The 24,160-nt window shown below is 30.6% G+C and carries 27 protein-coding genes, 1 other RNA gene and 2 pseudogenes; 14 read left to right on the top strand and 16 right to left on the bottom strand.

The features are described from left to right. Positions 1–4: 4 nt before the first annotated feature. The 4 genes from BS101_RS24200 to BS101_RS04170 all read left to right on the top strand — a co-directional run bounded on the left by BS101_RS24200 (position 5) and on the right by BS101_RS04170 (position 3,526). Entirely contained in the window at positions 5–127 is a 123-nt protein-coding gene (locus BS101_RS24200; RefSeq protein WP_265874612.1) for a hypothetical protein, read from the top strand. 91 nt (positions 128–218) lie between these two features. After that, positions 219–1,607 carry a hypothetical protein gene (locus BS101_RS04180; RefSeq protein ID WP_073537680.1) on the top strand — a complete coding sequence of 463 codons (1,389 nt, stop codon included), beginning with the start codon at positions 219–221 and terminating at the stop codon, positions 1,605–1,607. A 468-nt stretch (positions 1,608–2,075) separates the two neighbouring features. Beyond that, positions 2,076–2,433: a transfer-messenger RNA gene (ssrA, locus tag BS101_RS04175) on the top strand. A gap of 115 nt (positions 2,434–2,548) precedes the next feature. Continuing rightward, positions 2,549–3,526 carry a tyrosine-type recombinase/integrase gene (locus BS101_RS04170; RefSeq protein WP_073537679.1) on the top strand — a complete coding sequence of 326 codons (978 nt, stop codon included), beginning with the start codon at positions 2,549–2,551 and terminating at the stop codon, positions 3,524–3,526. A 239-nt stretch (positions 3,527–3,765) separates the two neighbouring features. On the opposite strand, the gene BS101_RS04165 is transcribed toward BS101_RS04170, so the two are convergent. The 6 genes and pseudogenes from BS101_RS04165 to BS101_RS23225 all read right to left on the bottom strand — a co-directional run. Continuing rightward, entirely contained in the window at positions 3,766–4,239 is a 474-nt protein-coding gene (locus BS101_RS04165; RefSeq protein WP_073537678.1) for a DUF3888 domain-containing protein, read from the bottom strand. A 129-nt stretch (positions 4,240–4,368) separates the two neighbouring features. Beyond that, a complete protein-coding gene (gene murI / locus BS101_RS04160; RefSeq protein ID WP_073537677.1) occupies positions 4,369–5,151 on the bottom strand; it encodes a glutamate racemase in 783 nt (260 codons plus the stop codon). Between the two features lie 116 nt (positions 5,152–5,267). Beyond that, on the bottom strand, positions 5,268–5,720 hold the full coding sequence (locus BS101_RS04155) for a hypothetical protein (protein WP_073537676.1): 453 nt from the start codon (positions 5,718–5,720) through the stop codon (positions 5,268–5,270). Positions 5,721–5,789: 69 nt separating this feature from the next. Beyond that, positions 5,790–6,182 (bottom strand): hypothetical protein, encoded by a 393-nt coding sequence (locus BS101_RS04150; RefSeq protein ID WP_073537675.1) that lies wholly within the window; start codon positions 6,180–6,182, stop codon positions 5,790–5,792. Between the two features lie 128 nt (positions 6,183–6,310). Next, on the bottom strand, positions 6,311–6,934 hold the full coding sequence (locus tag BS101_RS04145) for a DUF3885 domain-containing protein (protein WP_073537674.1): 624 nt from the start codon (positions 6,932–6,934) through the stop codon (positions 6,311–6,313). Between the two features lie 163 nt (positions 6,935–7,097). Further along, positions 7,098–7,235: pseudogene (locus tag BS101_RS23225) on the bottom strand (IS1595 family transposase); the annotation flags it as partial. Between the two features lie 667 nt (positions 7,236–7,902). On the opposite strand from BS101_RS23225, the gene BS101_RS04140 reads away from it, so the two are divergent. Together BS101_RS04140 and BS101_RS04135 are read left to right on the top strand one after the other, a co-directional pair. Continuing rightward, positions 7,903–8,280: a DnaA N-terminal domain-containing protein gene (locus tag BS101_RS04140; protein WP_073537673.1), complete on the top strand. Its 378-nt coding sequence runs from the start codon at positions 7,903–7,905 to the stop codon at positions 8,278–8,280. Positions 8,281–8,343: 63 nt separating this feature from the next. Further along, the gene (locus BS101_RS04135) at positions 8,344–8,766 is read left to right on the top strand and encodes an HTH domain-containing protein (RefSeq protein WP_073537672.1); all 423 of its coding nucleotides are present in this window, start codon (positions 8,344–8,346) and stop codon (positions 8,764–8,766) included. Between the two features lie 208 nt (positions 8,767–8,974). On the opposite strand, the gene BS101_RS04130 is transcribed toward BS101_RS04135, so the two are convergent. The 4 genes from BS101_RS04130 to BS101_RS04115 all read right to left on the bottom strand — a co-directional run bounded on the left by BS101_RS04130 (position 8,975) and on the right by BS101_RS04115 (position 12,564). Beyond that, positions 8,975–9,691 (bottom strand): stage II sporulation protein P, encoded by a 717-nt coding sequence (locus BS101_RS04130; protein WP_073537671.1) that lies wholly within the window; start codon positions 9,689–9,691, stop codon positions 8,975–8,977. A gap of 311 nt (positions 9,692–10,002) precedes the next feature. Continuing rightward, positions 10,003–11,205: a hypothetical protein gene (locus tag BS101_RS04125; RefSeq protein WP_073537670.1), complete on the bottom strand. Its 1,203-nt coding sequence runs from the start codon at positions 11,203–11,205 to the stop codon at positions 10,003–10,005. Then, complete coding sequence (locus BS101_RS04120; protein WP_073537669.1) at positions 11,198–11,533, bottom strand: hypothetical protein; 336 nt, start codon at positions 11,531–11,533, stop codon at positions 11,198–11,200. The genes BS101_RS04125 and BS101_RS04120 overlap by 8 nt, the downstream gene beginning before the upstream one ends. 491 nt (positions 11,534–12,024) lie before the next feature. Then, positions 12,025–12,564, bottom strand: a complete 540-nt coding sequence (locus tag BS101_RS04115; RefSeq protein WP_073537668.1) for a hypothetical protein — start codon at positions 12,562–12,564, stop codon at positions 12,025–12,027. Positions 12,565–13,196: 632 nt separating this feature from the next. Between BS101_RS04115 and BS101_RS04110 the strand changes: the two genes are divergently transcribed. Further along, positions 13,197–14,105: a DUF3888 domain-containing protein gene (locus BS101_RS04110; protein WP_073537667.1), complete on the top strand. Its 909-nt coding sequence runs from the start codon at positions 13,197–13,199 to the stop codon at positions 14,103–14,105. A 309-nt stretch (positions 14,106–14,414) separates the two neighbouring features. On the opposite strand, the gene BS101_RS04105 is transcribed toward BS101_RS04110, so the two are convergent. The 3 genes from BS101_RS04105 to BS101_RS22615 form a co-directional block, all read right to left on the bottom strand. Next, positions 14,415–14,657 (bottom strand): hypothetical protein, encoded by a 243-nt coding sequence (locus BS101_RS04105; RefSeq protein WP_073537666.1) that lies wholly within the window; start codon positions 14,655–14,657, stop codon positions 14,415–14,417. A gap of 794 nt (positions 14,658–15,451) precedes the next feature. After that, positions 15,452–15,991 carry a DUF3862 domain-containing protein gene (locus tag BS101_RS04100; protein ID WP_242951400.1) on the bottom strand — a complete coding sequence of 180 codons (540 nt, stop codon included), beginning with the start codon at positions 15,989–15,991 and terminating at the stop codon, positions 15,452–15,454. 12 nt (positions 15,992–16,003) lie between these two features. Then, entirely contained in the window at positions 16,004–16,093 is a 90-nt protein-coding gene (locus BS101_RS22615; RefSeq protein WP_198039565.1) for a zinc-ribbon domain-containing protein, read from the bottom strand. A gap of 171 nt (positions 16,094–16,264) precedes the next feature. Between BS101_RS22615 and BS101_RS04090 the strand changes: the two genes are divergently transcribed. Together BS101_RS04090 and BS101_RS04085 are read left to right on the top strand one after the other, a co-directional pair. Further along, positions 16,265–16,450: a type II toxin-antitoxin system HicA family toxin gene (locus BS101_RS04090; protein WP_073537665.1), complete on the top strand. Its 186-nt coding sequence runs from the start codon at positions 16,265–16,267 to the stop codon at positions 16,448–16,450. Between the two features lie 56 nt (positions 16,451–16,506). Further along, positions 16,507–16,908: a type II toxin-antitoxin system HicB family antitoxin gene (locus tag BS101_RS04085; protein ID WP_073537664.1), complete on the top strand. Its 402-nt coding sequence runs from the start codon at positions 16,507–16,509 to the stop codon at positions 16,906–16,908. Positions 16,909–17,399: 491 nt separating this feature from the next. Here BS101_RS04085 and BS101_RS24530 read toward each other — a convergent pair. Further along, positions 17,400–18,085 (bottom strand): annotated as a pseudogene (locus tag BS101_RS24530) (transposase); the annotation flags it as partial. Between the two features lie 148 nt (positions 18,086–18,233). On the opposite strand from BS101_RS24530, the gene BS101_RS04070 reads away from it, so the two are divergent. The 4 genes from BS101_RS04070 to BS101_RS23220 all read left to right on the top strand — a co-directional run bounded on the left by BS101_RS04070 (position 18,234) and on the right by BS101_RS23220 (position 22,285). Then, positions 18,234–18,827, top strand: coding sequence for a zinc dependent phospholipase C family protein (locus tag BS101_RS04070; RefSeq protein ID WP_073537662.1), 594 nt, complete (start codon positions 18,234–18,236; stop codon positions 18,825–18,827). A 399-nt stretch (positions 18,828–19,226) separates the two neighbouring features. After that, complete coding sequence (locus BS101_RS04060; protein WP_073537661.1) at positions 19,227–20,360, top strand: glycosyltransferase family 4 protein; 1,134 nt, start codon at positions 19,227–19,229, stop codon at positions 20,358–20,360. An 11-nt stretch (positions 20,361–20,371) separates the two neighbouring features. Further along, positions 20,372–21,697, top strand: a complete 1,326-nt coding sequence (locus BS101_RS04055; RefSeq protein ID WP_073537660.1) for a UDP-glucose dehydrogenase family protein — start codon at positions 20,372–20,374, stop codon at positions 21,695–21,697. Between the two features lie 384 nt (positions 21,698–22,081). Further along, entirely contained in the window at positions 22,082–22,285 is a 204-nt protein-coding gene (locus tag BS101_RS23220; protein WP_073537659.1) for a hypothetical protein, read from the top strand. Positions 22,286–22,421: 136 nt separating this feature from the next. On the opposite strand, the gene BS101_RS04045 is transcribed toward BS101_RS23220, so the two are convergent. Both BS101_RS04045 and BS101_RS04040 read right to left on the bottom strand, forming a co-directional pair. Further along, positions 22,422–22,619: an alpha/beta-type small acid-soluble spore protein gene (locus BS101_RS04045; RefSeq protein ID WP_073537658.1), complete on the bottom strand. Its 198-nt coding sequence runs from the start codon at positions 22,617–22,619 to the stop codon at positions 22,422–22,424. Positions 22,620–22,982: 363 nt separating this feature from the next. Beyond that, positions 22,983–23,660, bottom strand: a complete 678-nt coding sequence (locus tag BS101_RS04040; RefSeq protein WP_073537657.1) for a polysaccharide deacetylase family protein — start codon at positions 23,658–23,660, stop codon at positions 22,983–22,985. A gap of 46 nt (positions 23,661–23,706) precedes the next feature. Between BS101_RS04040 and BS101_RS24525 the strand changes: the two genes are divergently transcribed. Then, positions 23,707–24,159 (top strand): glycerophosphodiester phosphodiesterase family protein, encoded by a 453-nt coding sequence (locus BS101_RS24525; protein WP_083585648.1) that lies wholly within the window; start codon positions 23,707–23,709, stop codon positions 24,157–24,159. Position 24,160: the final 1 nt, after the last annotated feature.

The following is a 24,160-nucleotide window of genomic DNA, read 5'->3' as shown; positions in this document are numbered from 1 at the left end:
AATAATGCCAAAAGATAGTCAACCTGACAATAAAAAAGCCAGGAAAATGAAAAGTAAAGGACAGACACCTATTACAGAAGAAGCACAAAACCATAATAAAAATTCAAAAAAGCAATCAACAAGGTAAAATATTTTAGATAAACACTTATTTTTTTAATCACCATGGAATTTTCCTCCGCATAAATTATTAATATATTTATTTTATGCGGAGGATGGATATGAATGTCGTATTAACCAATCTGCACTATATATACCTTATTTTTATCTTAGTGATAATCCTAGCTATGATTCTAAAAAGGGATATATCTCTCATATGTATAGTTGGCATTTTTACCCTTGGAATATTCTCAACCCATTCTATATATATATCCATTATACAAATTTTCAATAGTCTCATTTATGCCACTAAAGAACTTATGCCTACCATCTTTATTATTTCCATAATAACTGCCATGAGCAATGTGCTAGTTGTAGTAGGAATAAATAAAGAATTAGTATCACCTTTTAAGAAAATAATTAAATCCTACTGGATGTGCTATTGGATCATAGGTATAGTTATGATGACATTATCCTGGTTTTTCTGGCCTTCTCCTGCAGTAGCTCTCATAGGTGCGTTATTTTTACCCATAGCAAAAAAAGTGGGCCTTCCTCCTATAGGAGCTGCAGTAGCTATGAACTTATTCGGTCACGGTATTGCCCTGTCCAGTGATTTTATAATACAAGGAGCACCTAAACTTACAGCAGATGCAGCAGGAATAGGAGTCTCCAGTGTAATGTCTGCAAGTATTCCATTAACTATAGTAATGGGAATAGTGACTACAGTAACAGCTTTTTATATGCTGAGAAAAGACATAAAAAATAATAAATTGAATACCAGCTTTAATAAAGAAGAAGAAACATATGAAGAAAAAAATGTTATATCCTCCAATATATTTAGAAAAATATTAACTATATTAATTATAGCTATATTTTTAGGAGATATAATAATAATGTATATGTATAAACTCCAAGGTGGAGATGCTACTGCTCTAATTGGAGGAACTTCTCTGTTTATTCTAAGCTTCATTTCAATTATAGCCTATGGCAAAAAATCTTTAGAAAATATTACAGCTCATATTGTAGAAGGGCTTCAATTTGGTTTTAAAGTATTTGGTGTGGTTATTCCTATAGCAGCATTCTTTTATCTGGGTGATTCAGCCTTTATTGAAATATTCGGTAAAGTGTTACCTCAATCTTCTCACGGAATAGTTAACGACCTTGGAATGGCTCTTTCAAATATAGTGCCTTTAAATCCACTGTTGGCTTCTGGAACTTTAACTGCTGTAGGTGCCATAACGGGATTGGACGGCTCTGGCTTTTCAGGAATATCCCTGGTAGGATCCGTAGCCAAATTATTTTCTACTGCAATAGGCGGAGGAATAGCTACGTTAACAGCCCTAGGTCAAATAGCAGGTATATGGGTTGGTGGAGGAACTATAATTCCTTGGGCAGTAATACCTGTCGCTGCCATATGCAAAGTAGATGCATTTGAATTAGCTAGAAGAAATCTAAAACCTGTGATAATCGGTTTACTTGTAACTACTTTATTTGCAGCATTTTTGATATAATGTATAATAGATGAAATTGGTTTAAGAATTAATGTATTTACCATAAATATAACTTAATATACTTTTGTATACTATTGATAATTTTACGGTTATAGTGTAATATTGATACTGCATTTAGCCGCACATATTTCACTTATTATCTACTTTAAGATAATCAAATTACACTTTATATAAGTATAATGAAAGTGATTTTTTAAAATATGCTTGAATATCCATTTATCCAAACGCTAACATTGCTAATACTCCTATCTTTTTCAAAAGGAAGTAAACATTGTTACACGTTTGGATAAGTTTTTCTAAAGTTCAGATGGAGAAGAAGTATTCCTCATATAGAAACTCCGATTGAACCTCTGAATTACTTGATATTAGAAATTTTCATATTTAAACAAGTTGACTTAGAACAACTTAAATGATATAATTTAATACTACATTGGCTTACTGCTATATGTAGTATTAAATTATCAACTTGGGGGCGTAATTGGTTTCGACGGGGGTAAGATGTGTTTGAGAAGCGAGTCGAGGGAATCCTGTGGGCCCGCGTTAAAAAACTATGGGGTTTAAATATAAACGAAAACGATAATTTAGCATTAGCTGCCTAATATAGCAGCTCGTCAGCCTAAGATTCCCACGACTTAGGGTCTGGCGTCGACAGTGGGGAAACGAGTCCAGGAAAGCTTTGACCTGGAAACGGAATTTATGAAGCTACTGAACTTAGAAGCCTGTCCTTAGGCGTCTAAGAGAGGGAATTCTAAAATAAGGACTGCACTCGGAGATGCTCAAATGTTTCTGCTTTCGGACAGGGGTTCGACTCCCCTCGCCTCCACCATACATACAGTATTTTCAACATGTTACAGCAACTCTACAGATTTATATTACAGTCCGATAAGGATTAAATTTTTCAGTGTCCGATAGTACTGTAATAAATTTTAGAGGTGTTGAAAATGGCCAAAAGACTACAATTGACAGAAAAAGTAACTCCGATAGGGGTTGAAGCAGAAGTAAAAGAATTAAGAACAATCTATTTTACAATTCAAGATTTCATGAATAAACAGAATGAATTTCTTATCTACAAACGCTCTCAAAACCTTTCACCACGCAGTATGTACGATTATGACAGAAGTTTCCTGTATCTGAACAATTACATAAATGAAGTCTATTCGGATAAGCAAATTCGATATGACATAACTTTGATTAGAGGCTACATTTCCTACATGTTAGAGAAGGTAAGTCCAAATACTGTTAATATTCGCATTAGGTATTTGAAGGTGTATTTGCAGTTCTTGGAACAGGAAGGATATGTTAAAGAGCGTATTAATGAACGAGTTAAAAAGGTAAGAGAAGTAAAGAATGAAAAGCAACCCTTAACCAATTCAGATATAAAGAAGCTATTGAAAGTAATAAATATGAAATCCTACGCGGGATTAAGAGATTACACACTGGTACTTTTAATGTTGTCCGTGGGTACAAGAATAAACGAAACAATAAACATCAGAGTTAAGGACATAAATCTAAAAGAAAAGTACATTGTTATAAATGCTGAAACTGCCAAGAATAGGACACAGAGAGTAGTGCCATTAAATAGCAAGTTAATAGTATATTTAAAGAAGCTTATAGAGATTAGCAATGATGTCGGCAGTGAGTATGTATTTTTATCCAGCGTATCTCATGACAAGGTCAATCTATCACACATAAAAGGTCAGTTAATAGATTATGGTAAAAAGGCAGGATTAGACAAGAGTTCTTCTGCTCATAAGCTACGACATACAGCGATAACTAACTTAATCAAAAATGGAAGTAATCCGCTAGATGTAAAATCAATAGCTGGACATAGTTCACTGGAGATTACTATGGGATATTATCATAATAATTTGAAGGATTTACAGAAATGTATTGCCAAGGATACTCTTTCAGATATTTAAAAATGTAGCAAAAATTTTTATGGCCAGCTTCAATTGCAGAACAAAAGTCACCTTCCATTGTGGGGGTGACTGTTATTTTTTTATGTTTATACATATTATATTTTTCTAGAAACATTGGTATTACTGACTTATACTATTTATATATCTAAAGTTTAGGCTATATTAAAAAATAATGCTGATAGTCTATTATTTTTTAAGAGAACTTTTCATATTTAAAGAACATTATAACTTTATTTATATTATGGTAATTTCTTCTTTATAATATTTTGATAGTATGATGGTAACTCATAATTCTTAATATGCTCAAACTTTTCAATTTTAACTTTATCTACTGGATTTATTTTAATAGTAATATAATCAAGTCCTACATCAAGGTGTGGACCAACATACGGATGGAGCTCTAACTTTAAACGGAAATCAAATGTTCCATTCTCACCTAGTCTATCCATTCTTAATACCGAAATATCATAAGGTGCTACCATAGGAGATACTGATAAATATTCTTTATAGTAATTATCAACTGTATTCTGTAAAATAGGCAATAATAGTGTCATAAGCATATCCCTATATAATTTCTCTTTTGAATTTTCAGGTGTAATATAATGTTCTTTTAATCCAAATTTAACATAATTATATGAAGATGCCTTAATATTTAATGGAATATTAAAAGTTATTAATAACACTAAAAATAAAGCAAAAAGTGATTTTCTCAAACTTATCACCTCAATAGTAATTCTTTTTAGTAGGTTACCATTATTTAAAAGCAGTTATACAATAATCTAATATTTCTTTAATACTTCTAAGAATATTGCTTCTTAATATTAGAATTTCCAAAATTAATTTTATTCATTGATGGTATCCAGCCTTTTGAATAGTCTGTTATATTTATCTAATTCAGCTTTATCCTCAATTTTGAATCCTGAATTATAGAAAGTAATACTACCATTACCTTCATTTAAGGAATTCATTTCTTTCAAAATTCTTTTTAGATTCTTTGCAGTACCAATGTTTCCATCGATTATATTTACATGTGATGGAAGTAATTTTCTAAACATGTCCTTATAATAAGAAAAATGGGTACACCCTAAAACAATAGTTTCATAATTACTTAAATCATATTTAAATAACTGTTCTTTAAGATAAGGTACTACTATTTCTTCATTAAACTCAAGTCTTTCCGAAAATTGGACTAATCCTGGAAGAGGTAATAAGTCGACGAGATGTTCGTTATCTAATTTGGCGATAAGATTTTGCAGTTTTTCTTCCTTCACAGTCAATGCTGTAGCAGTTACCAGAACTCGTTTATTTATATTTTTGTTTTCTTCAATAGCGGGTTTTACGGCAGGCTCCATACCAATGATTGGAATACTGTATTTAGCCCTTAACTCTTTGATTGCTACGCTTGTAGCAGTATTACAAGCAATAACTATTGCCTTAACTCCCTGTTGGATAATAAACTCTACAGCATTAAAAATATACTTTTTAACTTTATCTTTGGGCTTTGGCCCATATGGAACGTTTAATGTATCTGCATAATATATATAATCTTCATTAGGTAACATTTTTAATGTATCATGTAATACAGTAATGCCTCCAATGCCAGAGTCAAAAAAACCTATTCGCATTTTTATTCCTCCAATTACTAAAATCTATATGTCATTTTAACATGTGTGAACTCTTATTTCATTAATAATATGTAGATTATTGTTTCGAATAGTATAATTAATGTGCAGTAAAACTATTAATCTTGGGATAAATTATTAAACTTAGAATAAGGTATGTTTTTTAGACATATCCTTAAGTCATATTTATCTTTAACGAAAGTATCTACATAGTTTAAAGTTTCATCTATATCATAATTATTATTAGGAATTACTTCAAAGTCAGCATTCCAGTCACAATCTTCTTTATCTTCTAAAAAACCACCTGCAATACTCAATACTTCTTGTTTCATTCCATCATTTAATATACTATTTGCGAAAAATATAACCTTAATGAAATTACTTCTACCAAAATCATTTTTATCTTCAAATTGTTTAAGATAGGGAAAATCACTTAGTGTACTTGGTCTGTTAAAATCAATAAATAGCATATAACTAATTATTTTTCCATAATATCCTTCTCTTAAAAGAAATAATTCTAAATATTTTAATTTGATTTTTCTAATTATTCTAATTGGTTCTATGAGTTTCAACTCCTTTTACCAAAGTCTTTTTTGTAAAAAATTACATTTATGACTTGAATTATGAATTATGCGTATCAATCACTCTATTTTTCTTCCCAATAATATAATGTCAATAAATGAAATACCAAAGGTTAAACCTAAAGCAATTGAAAATTCTCTAAATAAATCTATATTTGAAGGTCTAAAAACATAATCAAAAACATAGTTTAGACCACCAAATAAAATAGACAAAGCAATAAATTTAAACAGCCTTTCCTTTATTTCAACCCATTTTAACTTTCTTGAATTAAAAATAGTAATAAATGGTATATATACAAACACAAAAAGCGTTAAATAAAAATAACACATCCCAAATCTTGAAATAATATTGTTTTCTATATTGTTGTAAACAATAAAAAGCATAATTATAGTACATATTATATATAGATTACAAATAAATTTTGTAAAAAATGATAATATATTTTTATTCATTAAATATTCCCCCAAAATATAAATCTTAAATTTTAGATTATTTATTATTGTTGCATAATAATCTTACTATTGTTTAAATATCTTATATTTACCATTAATAACCAACAAAAGAATATTGTAACCTAAATCTAAACAAAAAATATCTTATCTATTTGTTTACGGTCATAATCAAGTATCCATGTATTCAATTTTTGATAAATTGGAATTAATTTATTCTTATCATAGGCAACAATATCAAGCCCTCTATCATCATACAGATGAAGCATAACATGGTTTTCAACATCAAATAAGTATATAGACGAAATAAAGTCCTCCGAGCCACCTAAATCACCAATAATAATTTCACGAAATACTTTATTCATTGGAATATTGGATTTCTTCAAATCCCAATATAATTGGGTTCGCTTTATAACTTCATTATCAATATCTATATCCTGTGAAAATTCCTCCTGTGGCAAAATTGATATAATCTTTTTTGAAAAGAGAATTTCAAAATCACTCTTATCTTCTTCGCCTTGTGGATATACTTCCCACATTAATAACGTTGGAGATTTTATTCCATTATTATATATAGTCATAGCACGACTCAAAGCACTTTCAACATATTCTTTTCGTGGAGTCATATCTTTGTTATATACATTTCCAACACCTATTTCAAAACGGATACCATATTGGCAATTATAAAATATAGGGTGTTCGAGAGAGTTCAATCCCATCAATTTTAATTCTTCTTCCATTAGTTCTTTAAGCAATTTGTTTACCTCCCTAAAAATAATCGCCACCCATTCTTGTTTCGTCATATCTTACGATTGTTCACCTGTTTAATTATATATCACATAAGTGTAGAATTACAAATATTTTACACGGATTACATATGGATTTCCTTCTATCATACCTTCCATTTCTGGACACCTATTTCTGACCACAATGAGGGCAGACTTTTGCCTTTGAAAATCTGTTTTCCTTAACTTCTGTAACAAATGAACCTAATACAAACACTTCTTCAAGATGATGTAGAATTTCTTTCTGTCCTGTTGTTTCTAAAACCTCCATATATTTTTTTACTAGCTCTATAGTTGGTATAACAGAATCTCCATAATCATTTGTATAGCCCTATTATACATAATTTTACAGATTGCAGTGAATTTTCAACACTATTCTTTAACAGAGTCGAAGTTTAAAAATGGTATGTATATCTTCAATAGGCAGGATGTCAGGGCACCTGTGGGTATTCCACCGTTGGTTGGGTAATTTTCCATTGATTTCAATGCAAAGAGAAGTAAACTTATTTAAGTGAATTTATAGGAATTAAATAGAAATAAAGTGTATTTATGAGGAACCACTAGCAACAACCTATAGCAGAATTATGTCAATAGTACGTTAGTGGGAGGGTATACAATAATAGTATAACAATGGATGGTAATGGTAATATTGTGAATTTTAAGGTATAACAGGACGATACTGCCAAGAGTATATATCTGTCAACCTCTGCCAATAACCCTGCCAATATACACCATAAGGACAAGCGGATAGGGTATCCGATATGCTAAAATACAGGAAATGGTATAAAAAGTCCACGAAGTACAGGACACAGCACCTACATCGCACCTACATGATTTCTAATCAATATTCACTAAAAGATAGTATAATATTTTCCCTTTAGCTTATTGTATAATATGATTATGATAAAATTTGTAATACATAAATGGAGGAATTTAAAATGAATGAAGAAATTTTAGATATGTTAAAGGTTATATTAGAAAAGGTTGAGAGAACTGAAAAGGCCATTATTATCAAAGAACAAGCAACACCCTGTAATGAAGATACAATTATCTCCAATATAGTGAAAAGTAATACTGCTAAAACCGCTTGGGAAGAAGCTAAAGCTATAATTAAAGAAGAGTTAACTTCAATATCATATAAGCAATTCATTGAACCAATATCTTCAAGTACAGTTGAAGCAGGAGAGAAAATAATATTAAGTGTTCCTAATGAACATATAAAGGAAACGATAAATAAACACTACTATAATTTGATAATACATGCACTTAAATTAGTAAATAAAAATATTAAGAAAGTGGCCATTTCATGGAATTAGTTCCTAAATTGTAGCTAAATGTGAATTAAGTTTTAGAGATATCAATTTTAAGAGGTGATAACAATGGCAGAAGAAATCCAAGCGATTGGAAACAAAGATATAGAAGAAACAATAAATACATTGAAGAAAGATTATGGAATGAGTACAGAATGCTTATCACATTTGCTGAGAGGAAAAAGTGACGGAGATAAGATTGAAATACCAGCAGGATTTGAAGAAAAGCGTTCTTTTACTAATTTAATATTTATGTTAGACACTCTTTCAAAGGAAGAACCAGATTTCAAATTTAAAGCATTTTTAGAAGTTCTAATTGAAGTGCATAAGATTAGTGCCGATACTATTGCCAAATTTGCAAAAATTCCTACGCAGTATGTTTTAGATTTCATGATTGATAGTAGTACAGTTCCGATTGAGATAAAATATAGACTTGCGTCAGTCATAATGGTATTAAGATTTATATTTAAAACCGTTGAGCCTAAAATATAGTAAATGTTATATTAAGAAATCTCAAATAAACTGAATACTATCTTATCAAGTGTTACAACGCTAACCTATTGTTCACAAAATTTCATATTAAAACTTCTAATTGATTAAAAGATTCTAAGAAAAAACTGTGTAAAAATACAAACACACAGTATTAATTGGTGGATTTTGGATAACAATTAAATATTGTGTGCTTATGTTTTCATAGAAACTATTTATTTTGTATGTTCTTTAATGACGCAGCTAATACATTTACACCTTGTTGAATATCACTGTCACTAGAATTATCATTTCCAATCTCAATAAGGACAGTATTATTAGACAAATCCTCATTTAAATACGACAATGTATCTATATTAAATTCAACTATTTCTGCCGTAACACCATTAGCCTTTTTTAGCTGTTCTAACAATTGGTTAGCGAATTTCTTATTTTCTTCATATCTCGGACTGGCCTGAGTAAGTATTAACTTTATTTTTTTTGTATCTGATGTACCACTATCAACTGTATCTCTAGATACATCTAATAAAGTTGTGTTAGCATAGTTCTTTACATTTTTTGTTATTATATTACGTGTATTTTCATATGATTTTGTATATTCTTTAGGTGCTGTAACTTTTATAAAGCTACTATTTAATCCTACTTTAGTGAGTTCATCATTAATTGAAGCACCAACATCAGTTACATTCTTACCAGATGGATAAGTTTCTTCTGGATGGGAATTGTAAATTACAATATCTGATGAAAATGGAACTATAGAATTTTCAGTATAACTATTTGATGAAGTTTTTGTATTGGTCGGTACTGTATTACTGGTTATTGCTTTATTAACAGTTAACTTATTGCAATACTTTGAATATGTATATCCTACAGCAGTTAAAGTAAGAAACGCCACCACCACTACAGCACTTTTATAAATATTTTTCATTTCTATATACACCTCTTTCTTATAATTATATTATTTTCCATACTTTGCATGGTTATTCATATAATTACAGAAACATACTAAATCTATATATCAATATACTACATTAGGAGGTGACGTTGTCATATTGTTAAGTAACAGCAATATATTTGAGAAGTAAAACGTAGAGAAGAATATTCAAAATCCACTTGAAGTTTAAAAAAGTAGTAGAAAAACCTATAGCAGTTTTTTGCCTTTTTACTATAATAACTCGATAAATTTTTGCCTATAAACAAGAAAAAGAAGCCAATGTATAATACTGGCTTCCTCCGTTTTTAGCTTAACCAGCCTTTTAACAGACCTCTCATTCTTTCACTCGGAATATACAGGTTGATTTCTTTGCCTTCTCTTATAGCACTTCTGAAAATCCATTGTACTAATTCGGACAAGGCTATCTTATCCTCATTGATTTCTATATCGTGAGCCTTAAAGAATTGCTTAATATGTGGCTGTGTAAATCTATTGGCTATATATGCCAGCGCTGTTCTATTCTTAAATTCATTAGTGGCTCTAGAATTAACTGGAACAAAACCCTTAGTATATCCTTTACCTTTTAGAGAGTTCTGAGTGTCTTTAAATGTTGTCCACATATTCTCATTTGATTTGCTATTCAATATATGTTTAAAATAGTTTGACATATTATTCTGTACTAACCTTAATAGTACTGGCTTATTCTTTAGCCTTTTTAAATCTGTAGCAGAGAAAGTGTATTCGCCTTTACCACAATCATTTAATTTTCCCTCATAGATTTGAAGTAATTCGGCAATAGATATCAAATCAATATGTTTTTTGTATTCAGTTAGTTCGTATCTATCTCCTACTTTTGTAACGGATTTATACGTGTATTCAGTGCTAAAAATATCAAAGTAATATTTTTGTAAACTTCCTTCAAACATATATGTGAGTATGAATACATTGTCAAAGGAATTAAATATCTGTATTGGAAATGTCCATATATAGAATTTTTTGCCATAGTGGTATACATTATTTAAAAAACAGGCTTCCATAGTATCTTTAAGTCCACCATTATAAGACCTGCCAGTTCCAACCCACTTAATCCACTTCTTATCATCTTCAATAATTGTCTGGCTTTTAAATAGTATGCTAATATCTTCCTCTACAATTTCAAACTGTTCCACAACATCAGCTACTTCGTCTAATATCAACGTATAGCCTGTTTTTTGTAATAACTCTATAACTTCTTCATCACATCTTTTAAACAGTGCATGGGTTGATACTATGTTTTCTCCTTTGGAAAGTAACTGCTTTAATCCTTCAAGTTTGCTCCCCTTTCTATTCTTAACGGAAGGCTCTTTAAAATTCATGTCAGATAAAGAAGTTTTAACTCTTTCTACCTCTGACAAAAATGGTGTTATATAGATGAACTTCTCTAACAAAGGTGCTTCGCTCATATATTGAATTGCCCAGCTTGTCTTGCCAGTTCCCATTATTGAGTCTATTACAGTGACTTTAGACATTTGCAATACCTCCCTCAAGCTGTTTAACAACTCTCAAAGTAAACACAGTACCCTCTATTAAATCTAATTCCGCTATTCCCTTAAAATCCAGTGTCTTCAATTGCTTGTTCACATTATTTATTTTTGTAGAAGTTAAAGCACACATTGTTTTCTTACTTAGGACAACAGTACCGCCATTACTTAGGGCATAAACAAATAATCTCAGCTCAAAATTTCCCAATTCAAAGCTAGCTCTCTCTAATAAGCTTTCCTTTCCCATAACAGATACCCCCGAATATTTAAAGTAAGCAGTATTTTCATGTCCTACTGCTCCTACCTTACTATCCATGTACCTTTATCTTTTACTACCTATACTTAGTAATCTTTTAACACTATCTAACTAAACCTTTTGCGGATTCTTCGCAGATTCATAGACATGATAAATATACCTTTGCCACTTTTCTGTAAAAAAAAGTTCCAAAACAATTTTAAAATGGCTCTATCACTGGGTTTCACAAGTAATCCCTTAAAGAAAGGTATATATCAACATAACCACTAATAACTGTTAACTAACGCCCTTCGCTACGCTTCGGTTGTTGGATTCACCTCGTTATCACTCGGCTCTCCTACTCATCTTTGTAAATCTATAAAAAACTCCTTATTTAATTACAAAAATAGGTAGTAGGACTGGTACGTAGTAACAGGACTACGAGGATTGTTAAGGATACCTCCTAACCAGTTTGTAACACTAGTGGCAGGATAATAGTTCTCATAGCAATATCTATGGTTACTTGAAAAATAGAAGAAGCCACGGAAATTAATCTGTGGCTTATCTTGTCCTTATAACTTGTTGTTAACTTTAGAACTAGCCTTATTTTGTTTTAATATTTGTTTTTGAAAATTTAACTCATCTTTTAAATATTGTATTTGATGGTTTGTTTTTTCTATCTGGATTTTATTGTAAACATCTTCAGGCATAGTATAATAAAGTGTCTTTATACAATACTTATATTTATACAACTGTGCCTCTTTATCTTTAACTTCTCTACTTAGTAAAGCTATCTTTCTAGCGTATGACAATAGAGTATCCTGACATAAGTTTTCGTGTTCCACCAAGTAAGTAGTGGCAGTTTTCAATTTCTTTTTTGTTGCTTTTAAAACTTTTTTTGTTGGATTGAAAAGTTGGTCATAAATTTGCTGAATAACAAGATAGTTAATATCGTGTGGTAACTTTTTAGAAAATATATCTTTAATGTATATAAAATCCATACGTTCATAACAATCTTCTTCATAGTCATACTCGTGAGCTGTAACACATATAAATTTTTCTTTATCCTCTGGTCTTATTTCTCTTTCTAATTTAATTTTATACATCATCATTTTATTTCCTCCTGCGTTCCTACCCGCCGGTATTTTATTTTGTTTCTCATTAATCATGTAGGTAAAAACTTTATTTTGTGACATGGAATATTGTTGAATTTAAGTATTTTTATTAACCCATGCTCATACCTCCTTGTTTTTCGCTCGTCAACTTCACTTTGTTTAACACTAACCATGTAGGAGAAAAATTAATTTTGTGACAAAAAAATAAGAGGAAAGTTATACCTCCCTCCTGTTTTTACTGTTTATTTCCTTGGGAATGATTGTCTGAGTATTCAAACAATAGTGAGACTGGCGTGTGACTCCATATCTTAGTTTTTTTAATGTGTGTTTCACGGAACTAGCTGTAATGACTTAGTATTTTAGTCCCTATTTTTATGAATTCTTCATATAACTAGATTTACACCGTATGAACACGAATTACGGAAATATTGGCAATATTGTGAGAAAGATGTGTCTCGTGTGTGAGAAGTGTGATTTGGGCAGTTTATAAAGTTATCTGAAAAGAGGTACACCCTTTTGAAATACATTTTTGGTATTCCATATAAATACAATGCTTAAACACATTGCCAGAAGATAAAAATTGTTTTTGGGGATAATAAGTAGTAAGAATATTTATGAGAGTGATGATAATGAAAAAAAATTATAAAAGTATTCCAATCTTGATAGCTTTGATTTTATGCTTACAATTTCCATGTTTTACTTTTGTGTCAGCTAATAAAATATATGGTGATAACATACTATATAAGCCACCAGAACAATCAAGAGAAGAACTATATCAAGATATTTCCTTCTCGCTACTTTCGCCATATATACAGAAATCAGTAGCGGATTATTATACAAACTTTCTAACTGATATACCCACAGTTGACCCTTGGGCAACTGATATTTTAAGTGCTGAGAGACCTAATGGTTATCGTACATTTCTTTTTGTTCTTAAAATACAGGTAAAACCATATGTTGGGCCACATCTTGGGGTAGGTGTTGACCGTATTACAATTACAGTAAATGGAGCGGGTGGTGTTGAAGTCAATAGTTTTGAGCATATCAAAAATTACGATTTACCATCGCATTATCAAAATATTATTAAGAAAAATGATATCTTAAATAATAAATCTTTATATTTTAAAAAAGCGATAAAACAAGGAAACTTTGTAGAAATTACTTCTTCCAACTTATCATCAGATACGACACAATATCATACTGAAATTTATAATATTGATAAACTAGAGGACTTTGTTAAGAATATTAAAGATAGAAAACCAGCTAAAATTCGCATTGTTAAATACGCTAGTGAGCCTGGAGTTATATGGGCTAATAAATTATATGATTTAGAGTATAATGGCGAGAAAATAATAGATACTGTATATGATGTATATTCTAATCCCAATGTCTTTCTCCCATCAACAATATACTATTTTGACCAAATAATAAAAAAGGATTATCCAAATGATATGTGGTATGGAATTTGTGCAAAAACTGATAAAGAAGATAACTGCACTACTCTTACTAGCTTTAAAAAGAGTAGTATAATTAATTAGAAAATAGGTAATATTCTTTTATTGTTCCATCATATTGTATTTGATGACATGAGTTCCAGCGGAAAATTCCGCCCATCTAATTTTTTTATATTGAGTTTCTATACTTACCAACTTCATCCTGTTTTATAGGTACTTGATATGAAAAAAATCCCCAAAACGGGACTTTCCGTTTTCTAAATGTTGAATATAGACTTTGGTTTTGACTGCCCAAACTTGAGCTGTCCTCTAAAACTTTTATATTCTCTTAGAAGAAATCAGATGAGTTCAAAATTGTACCTATGTATTAATATCCTGCTTTATTTAGCTCGTCTACAGCCTGTAGGCGACCCTTTTATTTCTCCGAGTTTTTCTTTCTCTAGTGTAGGAACTCCATCCATCAATCATTATTCCTGTTTGAATGATTTTCACAGTCTCGTCATCTTGACTATACTGTTCATGAAACTCTTTACCCTTAATTTTTACTGCTCCATCTGGAACAAGTTCGTCTTCATGTCTTTGAATGATTTTGACAATTGCTAGCTTATCAACTTCATAGTAATCAGCACCACTCATATTTATATTGGAGTATCCTCTTGTTTTTTTGTGGAGACATCTTGCCCCAACGAGGAAGGTACCTATACCATCTACCTTTACACCTGTTTTTACTACCCTCTCGGTACTATCATCTTGATAGCACTGTTAACATCTCTTCTTACTATCCCACAGTTCCAACCGAAAAAAGATTATCTTTCTATCGTTCTATAAACCCTTCTCCTGTAATCTTAAAAGCACCATCTAAAACAAACAATGACTTCGTTACACTTACCTATGTCATATCATTTATCTGTTTTTGTTTCCAAGGAACTCAATGAGATTCCATATATCATATAGGCTTTTTTATTTATTTGTGTTTGTGATTTGTGAATTAGTGGATGTATTGGGGGTGTTTTACATAGAATGGCTTAATTTTGTCTTCCCTCTTTAAAACTCATTTTAAAGCCCCTCAAGAACAGTGGCTTTCACAGGTAACTTATATCCAGAGGTCATAACAAGGTTTAGGATTGATTATTCGCAGTCTTACAGAGAGAATATTGTGAAATTGAAGAATAGGCAATGTGGGAAGAACCCCTTGTAAACTGGATATAGTTCAGCTAAAAGAGGTAAAAACATCCTGCAACGTGAAAGATAATTTATAACGTGAAAAGTAGTATTATCAATAGATTATCAATTGGTATGTTTTATTTTGGTTACATTTGGTTGCATTGTAACTATCTTCGCTATAACCAATATTTTCTGGTATGTTACTTTCAACTCTCTTATGCTATAATGTAAATAACAGTAAAAATCAGACACTCCGATAAGGACTTTTAATATAAAACTGTGAAACACATTGATAATGCTGGGTTGATAACTGCAATAGCGGTCTTTCGGACAGGGGTTCGACTCCCCTCGCCTCCACCAATCAAATCCACAATTACTTGGTCATAACTCATTCTATTTTCAATTTGATTATATTTATCCATAGTTATTTTAACATCCATGCTTTGTAAAAATGTTTGTGTCTTATTCATGACTCTATCCCCTTGCAACGTTACAGAGAGATTACTTCCATCACTGTTTTTCCATCTATATGCTATAGTTTTAGTCTCTCCATCACCTGTAGAAAATTCTTCTGTATCATCTCCTAGAATTACTTTAACCTGTTCGTAAGTCATACCTATTTCAATCTGCATGAACTTATCATAACTATATTTTTTGTCTTTTACTTTAGGTTTTGTGGCGTTATTAGTAGTATCCTGTTTTGTAGAATTTGTAGTAGCTGTCTTATCATCCCCATTATTCCGTGCAGAACCAATACCATCCAATACTATTAAAATAATTATTATAGATAATACCTTATGTCGCATAAAAAAATTTCGCTAGTCTTCTCCACAATGTGGGCATTTTGGGGCATTCTTTGCAATATCTGCACCGCAAACTTTACATTTTACTAAGTTTTTATTTTCCAATATAATCCCTTCCCCCATTTATGTACATTTTATTTAATTGTAACAATATAGTAATAGTTTATCCATATTTATACACAAGAGTAAAGCCTACCAAATTTTTTAAAGACTTTCTAAAAACTATTTACGTGTGTTACAATACGCGTTATAATATAATTGTAGGGAGGGAGAGAAATGACAGCAAGAGAAGTTATTAAACTTCTAAAGGCGAATGGATGGGTTAAGAAGAATCAGAATGGTTCACATGCACAATTCATTCATCCGGCAAAAAAGTGTAAAGTTCAAGTGCCAATACACGGACACAAGGACTTAAAAAAGAAAACATTAGAATCAATCTTTAAGCAAGCGGGGCTGAAATAAAACCCCACACCGCCTAAAATTATATAAATAAATAGTTACTAAAGGAAGTGAAAACAATGGATAGATATATGTTTCCAGCAGTGTTTGAATCCTGTGAGGAAGGTGGATATTCAATACATTTCCCGGACTTGCCAGGGTGCATAAGCGAAGGTGATACTTTAGATGAAGCACTATATATGGCCAAAGAAGCGTTAGAATTGTTTCTCTGGAATATGGAGGATGATAAAGACGATATACCGCAGCCAACGCTACCAGAGAAAATTGAGACTGAAACAGGTGACTTTGTTGTCCCTATTATAGCTGATATGAAACTTGTAAGGGCCCAGATGAACAACAAAACTGTAAATACCAATGTGACTATGCCCCAGTGGCTAAAATATAAAGCGGAGGAAAATAAAATTAATTTTTCCCAGCTGTTGCAGGAAGCAATAAAAGAAAAATTAAATATCAATAGTTAATTATAGGCCCACCTTAACATGGGATGTATTTAAATGCATGAAAGCATTATAAGGATTACTTTTTCTGGTTTGCCGAACTTTAACATGAAGTGCATTTAAATTGTAGATGCACTTAATCGAGGCATAAAAAATGAAGCCTAGCAGGAATTACCTACTAGGCTAGAATTATTTCTATGGAGTTGTTGTATTTTATGCAACAACTATATCTGCGATATCTTTTCCTTCTATAAACGCGGAAGCTAATATACCACTGCTTTTAATTTCTGAATTCACCTTTCCGCAGATAGCCTCCCCAAAGTAATCCAGCTCTTTCTGGAATATTATGGGTATTTTTTCGGCCAGCAGCTTGTCAAATTCCTAAATCAATGTTCCATATTACAATAACTTTTAAGCTGATAAAAACATGAGTTTTCAATATTCCACCTCTTATGGATGATCATCCAGATAGTCTTTGGATTTATATTTTTATCAGTTTTACCCACAAAAACTTCCCTGAATGAATGATTTTCTTCACTTACAATTCTTTCAAGGTTTTCTCTGCGAAGCATATTCAATAGCTTTAAAGTTTCAATATTTTTAGTTCTTTCTTCTAATGGGGTTTTGCAGTTGTGTCCTTTTATACATTTGCTTTTGTACTCACAGTTACTACAATCTTCACATGTATAAACTGTTTTTTCACTTACATAATCAGTCTTGCTCTTCCTTTTTATGGTCCTATTTACGGCTAGTTTTTTATTATTTTTACAAATATAATAGTCTCTAAATCCATTGTAACTCATATTTTCTATTTTACTTATATCATTTTTATATTTTCTTGTTTTGGATATCTCATAATTTGCCGGCTTGATAAATGACAACTGCGTATTTTCTTTGATATAGACATAATTGTTTCTGTACATGGTGAAAAATGAAGACTGTGAAATCTTGCAAACGTAGAATGATCTGATACAGGAGAGCCTTCTAAAAGATACATGAAGTTAACATCTCTATAACAAGATTGTTCCATTGCTCTTGATGAATAGTTGTGATTCATATAAGAATAAAGTACAATTTTAAGCATCTGACGTGATGTTGCCTGATTCTCCCTTATACGGGAGTAAGTCGAATACAAATCTGTTACCATCTCCTCAATAAATTGACTTAGCAAATACACCGAATCATTATGTTGAATACTAAAAAATAGGAGCTAATTGACTGACTTTATTAATTTAGGGCCAAAAAAGTTTAACAAAGAGTTGACAAAGGTTTAACTCCACTTAAAGTCATATCTATAATAGAGGCGTATATTATAAGTAGATGCATTAGCGTTAGGAGGTTTGATAATAATGAACTTTTTTACACATATTGCTATTTCTAAAATAATATATGAGCACTTAAAAAACAAAATGAAATTGGATAAAAGGTATTTTATTTATGGTAACTTAAAACCTGACTTATCTTTAAAGATAAATCAAGTCTCACATACTTTTGATAATTATTTTAGTTATGTATGTTCATGTGGAAATAATTTAATGAAAGGAGGAGCGTCAGTTAAAGATTTTTCAATTAAATTAGGTGAAATATGTCACTATACATGTGATTTCTTTTGTATGTATCATTTAAATACAGAAATATTCAATAAATCTATCGATCATTTTTTATATGAATTGAAGCTTCATTTCAAATTTTTAGAATTAACCAGAAAGGAAAAGTTTGAAATAAAAATTGAAGACAACAATCTTACAAAGAATATTAAATCTATTATTTTTAACATGAGATTAAAGTATTTGTCTGAAATTGCATCTATGGAAAAAGACATTTCTTATGCAGTAAACACAGCTACTTGGGTTTGCGAGTCAGTAGGTCTCTTCTTAACTAATTCTATGACATTCGTACCTTGTAATGAAATGGATTCCTATACAAATTTAACGGTAGTGTAAAGTGAAATATGGAAAAAATAATTTTAAAAAATATTTTCATAAGAATTGATATGGTTATAAATTTTTCTCAAAATGGGGATTGGTTGTTATAATCGCCACTCTTGACTGCATCAGAAATAAATGCTCTGAAATTGCCACCGACGACGTAGAAAGTTATAATAGGCAGCCCAAAGAGAAACACCATAAAGGGCACCATTTTCACTTCCGTAACCACCAGTAACACGGTAGATTTAATAACTGCAGCAACAGTCATAGCATAATTAGCAATCATTTATAACATGAAATTAGGTGGTCATTGTTTTTTATTTCAAAAAACTTTGTAACCTTGATATATAAAGAGAAAATTTAAAAAATAGTGTGAGAAACTTTACACTAACACTTTAACAGGAGGGAGCAATAATGAAAATTGCATTATTCTCGGATACATTCAATCCACAGATAAATGGAGTTTCAAATACACTAAATAAGTTGATTAGGTATTTTGAAAATAACAATGTAGAATATAAGGTTTTTGTACCAAAATATGATGATAGTATAGATTTGCGTACAGAGAGATTTTATAGTTTAAAGTTTTTCCTGTATCCTGAATGCAGGTTGGCTATACCAAATTTATTTAGAATTTCTAGAATCTTATCTGATTTCAAGCCGGATATCATACACTTGATGACGGAATTTAACATGGGTTTCACGGGTCTTTATTATGGTAAAAAATACAACATACCAACCATTTCTAATTACACAACGAATTTTTCACAATATGCTAATTACTATAAACTGGATTTCTTAAAACAGCATATTTGGAATTATATGAAGTGGTTTCATAATCAAAATAATATAACTTTATGTCCCTCCAATGAAGCTCAAAATTTGCTAAATAAAAATGGCATAAGCAATGTGGAAATATTTTCAAGAGGAATAGACTCTCAAAGATTCAATCCAGGCTATAGAAATAATGCCTTGAGAAAGAAACTTGGGATTGAAAATAAAACGGTATTTTTATATGTGGGCAGAGTATCTATTGAAAAAGATTTAGATATTCTGAGAGAGAGTTATAAAACAATAAAAGAAAAGCATAGAGATAAAGTTGCTCTAATTATAACAGGAGATGGACCCTATATGGAAAAGTGTAGAGGCATATATCCTGAAGACACAATTTTTACTGGATTTAAAAAAGGAAGGGAGCTTTCGGAGATATATGCTTCCAGTGATATATTTGTATGTCCATCTTCTACAGAAACCTTTGGAAATGTGGTCTTAGAAGCTATGACCTCGGGTCTTGCTGTAATTGGTGCTGATGCAGGAGGAGTTAAAGAAATTATAAAGCACAAGCAAAATGGCCTTAAATTTAAGGCAAGAAATAGTGAACAATTAACTCACTGCATGACAGAACTAATAGAAAATAAGACTCTAAGAGAATATATAACAATTAATGGTATAAATTCGGGTAAAAGTAGATCTTGGGATAAAATTATTGATGGACTTATGGATATATACAGGGAAGTGTTGAAAGAAAGGAGTACTATCAGTGCCTAGGGGAAAGATAAATGATTAAAATAGGTATAATTGGAACTGGATATGTGGGGCTTGTTACAGGCCTTTGCTTATCAGACTTTGGCTGGCAGATAATATGCCATGATAAAAATGAAGACATCATTCTCCGACTAAACAATGGAAATCCTACAATATATGAACCTGGGCTAGAAGATTTACTATTTAGAAATTTATATTATAAAAGAATTGGCTTTACAACAGACATTAATGAAGTTATAAAAAAAAGCGATGTAATATTCATTGCAGTAGGAACTCCATCAAACGTTGATGGTGGTGCCGATTTATCTAATGTTTACGAGGTGGCACGCCAAATAGGCCATTCCATGGACGAGTATAAGATTGTTGTTGATAAGTCAACAGTTCCAGTGGGAACGGGTCAAACGGTTAAAAAAATAATCAGAGGAGAATTGAGCAATCGAGGACTCTGTATTGATTTTGATGTAGTTTCCAATCCCGAATTTTTAAGACAGGGTTCAGCTATTCAAGATTTTACTCATGCTGATAGAGTTGTAATAGGAGCTGAGTCACAGCATGCAATAGATATAATGAAAGAAGTGTACAGAGTTTTATATATAAACGAGACTCCTTTCATTATAGCAAATATTGAGACAGCAGAATTAATAAAGTACGCTTCCAATGCTTTTCTTGCCACAAAGATATCCTTCATTAACGAATTGTCAGAGTTATGCGAAAAAACCGGTGCCAATATTCAGCAAGTTGCCAAGGGAATGGGTATGGATGGGAGGATTGGCTCCAAGTTTCTTCACACAGGACCGGGATATGGTGGAAGTTGTTTTCCTAAGGACACTAAGGCTCTAGTAAACATTGGAGAAATTTATGAGTGCGAACTTGGAATTGTAAAGGCAACAATTAATGCAAATGAAAAACAAAAGATGAGGATGGTTAATAAGATTAAAGGGGAGATGGGGCCCCTGGATGGAAAAATATTTGCTGTGTTAGGTTTGTCCTTTAAAAATAATACTGATGATATGAGAGAATCCCCATCGTTGACTATCATTAAAGAGCTATCTCTTCATGGGGCACAATTCAGAGTGTATGACCCCAAGGCTATGAATAGCGCATTGGAATCCTTTAATAAGTTTGACATAGAAATCATAAAATTCTGTGAGGATGAATATGATGCTTCAGAGGGTGTAGATGCTATAATACTTATTACAGAATGGAATCAATTTAGAAGTCTTAATCTGGATAAGATTAAATCAAATATGAAAGGTGATTATTTTTTTGATTTCCGAAATATATATGATAATGAACCTATGATAAAAAAAGGCTTCAAGTATTTTTCAGTTGGTCGTTAGTGTTGATTATAGGATTGTAACTGATTAATAAGTAAAAGTCTACGTTATACTTGTTACGGTGAACCGTATCATAAATGACGTAGACTTTTTGTAATGATAGAAGTTGTAAATATTTCCTATGTTGAAAATATGGAATACTAGCTTTATCACCAATGTTTTCTATTTAGTGTGTATATAAAGCTTATATAATCAAAAAAAGAATCAATTTTGAAGAGTTCAAAAAACCACATTGTCAGAAAGAGATATTTTTAAAATTTATATTAGAAAACTATGGAGATGTAATTCCTGTTGATTTAATGGATAAGTATAAATTTTACGAATATTGTTTAAAAATGAGATGAAAGATTTAGAAAATCTCGTATCATATTACAATCATATAGAAATATGAAGGCTAGCTTAAATTATGGATCACAGAAGGATATAGCTGCAAAACATAACATTACTCAAAAGAATTTAGTGGACTTATCATATGCTTATAATATTAGAGGTGGAAAACAAAGAACTAGTAAAAACATAAAAAAAGGTGAACGCATAAAATTAGTTACAACAATGGATAAATTACACTTTTTAGATTATGTAGATATTTAAAGTAATATAGCTCCAGCTTAGTTTTAAGTTGAGGCTTTTATAATTATATAAACTTCACTCTTATCTATAAATATATGTAATTCCAGATAAAAAAGCCAAAGCCTGCACCCTCAAGGCACAGGCTCTTATTACATTCCTACTTTAAGCCCTGCTCATAAGCTTCAACCATTTTCTTAACCATATTTCCACCTATAGAGCCAGCTTCTCTTGAAGTAAGATCTCCATTATATCCATTCTTTAGATCTACTCCTACCTCTCTAGCTGACTCCATTTTAAATCTATTTAAAGCTTCTCTAGCCTGTGGAACTACTAAATTATTACTGTTACGTGTCATAGTTAACACTCCTTTACATAGTAATCTTTACTGCTTATACTTAAAGTTTGTACATTTCTATAAAAAATACTCTAGGTAATTGGATGGATATTTGGAAAATAAATATAAAATATGGTGAATTGGTTATAATACTAATGCATAACTAGAATCCTTCTAATATCTTACTCATTATGTGTTACCTCAATTAATAAAAGCTCTGGTGCTGCCAGGGCTTTTATTATAAAAATTTTTATTTTATTTAAAGAATACCTTGCATTTAAATTAAAATTGTTTTCTATACATTGTATGCAACTTCAAAATTTTGTTCATACTATTAAATGCTATTACTCCTTTCAAATTTTTAGCTGACCTTGGGTCAACTTTTTATGTTTTTAAATAATTTATTATTTTAGGCAAAGCTTTACATGTATTTTTATGCATATAATCACAATGCATAAGTAATATAATAGGATTAGGTTTATCTTTATCTCCTGTAGCTTCCTTAAAAAGCTTTGCTGGTGGAGTTTTTGCCTTTATTCCATCTGAAGTAACTATGTTCCAATCATATACTCTATAGTTATATTTATTCAATTTCTCAAGCATATTTTTACTTAAATGCTTCCTGCTGCCTTGGGGAAACCTTATTATATCAGGCCTTATTCCAATAACACTATTTATCTCTTCACGTGTATTATTCATTTCTTTTATAAAAGCATCCTGACTAGAATATATTTTCTTAATTTTATGACTGTAAGTATGAAGCCCTATCCCATGTCCTTCATCATATATTCTTTTTACAGTTGATTTGTTTTCCTCAATTTGATTCCCTATTAAAAAAAATATTGCCTTTACATTATTGGCTTTTAATATATCAAGAATTTTATCTGTTATTATACTTGGCCCATCATCAAAAGTTAAATATATTACCTTTTCATCATGCTCTGTATTTGATGCTGCTTTAACATTCAATCTATTATTATATTGAAGACCTATACAATTGTTTATCAAAAAAATACTTAAGAACATCAAACAAACTATAGAATAATGTTTTCTGATTTTCAATTTACACACCCTCTAAATAATTAAATTTTTATATAAGCGTACATAAATTATTGTTAGCAAAAAACTTAATTTAATTATATATATTAAGCCTTATGGCGACACTATTAGTTTAACGAATAAAGTTATTCATATTATTAAAGAAAATGATTTAATTAGTCACTGTATTATTCAATCTTCAAATTATGCTATTCTAACTAATATAAAAAAATTAGATCCCAATGTTAATACAAGTTATATAACAACCAATCCTTATATTAATTTATATTCAATAGATGTAAATTTTTATAGTATAAAAGAAAATTTAGTAACAAAAAATTTAGTTGAAAACATCCATAATTCTAATAAAAAAATATATGTTTGGACAGTTAACAACGAAACTTCTATGCGTAAGTTAATCAATTTAGGTGTTGATGGTATAATAACTAATAATCCTAAACTACTAATGAATATAAGAGATTTTACTATACTTAAAAATAGATATCCTCTATACTCTCAATAAA

The sequence above is a fragment of the Clostridium kluyveri genome, from assembly GCF_001902295.1.
Classification (GTDB): domain Bacteria; phylum Bacillota; class Clostridia; order Clostridiales; family Clostridiaceae; genus Clostridium_B; species Clostridium_B kluyveri_B.
This window is presented reverse-complemented; position numbering and strand designations above follow the sequence as displayed.

What these genes read in the sequence shown, in the direction of transcription:
- BS101_RS24200 (WP_265874612.1), top strand. Translation starts at nt 5, where the DNA reads ATGCCAAAAGATAGTCAACCTGACAATAAAAAAGCCAGGAAAATGAAA.
- BS101_RS04180 (WP_073537680.1), top strand. Translation starts at nt 219, where the DNA reads ATGAATGTCGTATTAACCAATCTGCACTATATATACCTTATTTTTATC.
- BS101_RS04170 (WP_073537679.1), top strand. Translation starts at nt 2,549, where the DNA reads ATGGCCAAAAGACTACAATTGACAGAAAAAGTAACTCCGATAGGGGTT.
- murI (WP_073537677.1), bottom strand. Translation starts at nt 5,151, where the DNA reads ATGCGAATAGGTTTTTTTGACTCTGGCATTGGAGGCATTACTGTATTA.
- BS101_RS04150 (WP_073537675.1), bottom strand. Translation starts at nt 6,182, where the DNA reads ATGAATAAAAATATATTATCATTTTTTACAAAATTTATTTGTAATCTA.
- BS101_RS04140 (WP_073537673.1), top strand. Translation starts at nt 7,903, where the DNA reads ATGAATGAAGAAATTTTAGATATGTTAAAGGTTATATTAGAAAAGGTT.
- BS101_RS04135 (WP_073537672.1), top strand. Translation starts at nt 8,344, where the DNA reads ATGGCAGAAGAAATCCAAGCGATTGGAAACAAAGATATAGAAGAAACA.
- BS101_RS04130 (WP_073537671.1), bottom strand. Translation starts at nt 9,691, where the DNA reads ATGAAAAATATTTATAAAAGTGCTGTAGTGGTGGTGGCGTTTCTTACT.
- BS101_RS04125 (WP_073537670.1), bottom strand. Translation starts at nt 11,205, where the DNA reads ATGTCTAAAGTCACTGTAATAGACTCAATAATGGGAACTGGCAAGACA.
- BS101_RS04120 (WP_073537669.1), bottom strand. Translation starts at nt 11,533, where the DNA reads ATGGATAGTAAGGTAGGAGCAGTAGGACATGAAAATACTGCTTACTTT.
- BS101_RS04115 (WP_073537668.1), bottom strand. Translation starts at nt 12,564, where the DNA reads ATGATGATGTATAAAATTAAATTAGAAAGAGAAATAAGACCAGAGGAT.
- BS101_RS04110 (WP_073537667.1), top strand. Translation starts at nt 13,197, where the DNA reads ATGAAAAAAAATTATAAAAGTATTCCAATCTTGATAGCTTTGATTTTA.
- BS101_RS04105 (WP_073537666.1), bottom strand. Translation starts at nt 14,657, where the DNA reads ATGAGTGGTGCTGATTACTATGAAGTTGATAAGCTAGCAATTGTCAAA.
- BS101_RS04100 (WP_242951400.1), bottom strand. Translation starts at nt 15,991, where the DNA reads ATGCGACATAAGGTATTATCTATAATAATTATTTTAATAGTATTGGAT.
- BS101_RS04090 (WP_073537665.1), top strand. Translation starts at nt 16,265, where the DNA reads ATGACAGCAAGAGAAGTTATTAAACTTCTAAAGGCGAATGGATGGGTT.
- BS101_RS04085 (WP_073537664.1), top strand. Translation starts at nt 16,507, where the DNA reads ATGGATAGATATATGTTTCCAGCAGTGTTTGAATCCTGTGAGGAAGGT.
- BS101_RS04070 (WP_073537662.1), top strand. Translation starts at nt 18,234, where the DNA reads ATGAACTTTTTTACACATATTGCTATTTCTAAAATAATATATGAGCAC.
- BS101_RS04060 (WP_073537661.1), top strand. Translation starts at nt 19,227, where the DNA reads ATGAAAATTGCATTATTCTCGGATACATTCAATCCACAGATAAATGGA.
- BS101_RS04055 (WP_073537660.1), top strand. Translation starts at nt 20,372, where the DNA reads ATGATTAAAATAGGTATAATTGGAACTGGATATGTGGGGCTTGTTACA.
- BS101_RS23220 (WP_073537659.1), top strand. Translation starts at nt 22,082, where the DNA reads ATGAAGGCTAGCTTAAATTATGGATCACAGAAGGATATAGCTGCAAAA.
- BS101_RS04045 (WP_073537658.1), bottom strand. Translation starts at nt 22,619, where the DNA reads ATGACACGTAACAGTAATAATTTAGTAGTTCCACAGGCTAGAGAAGCT.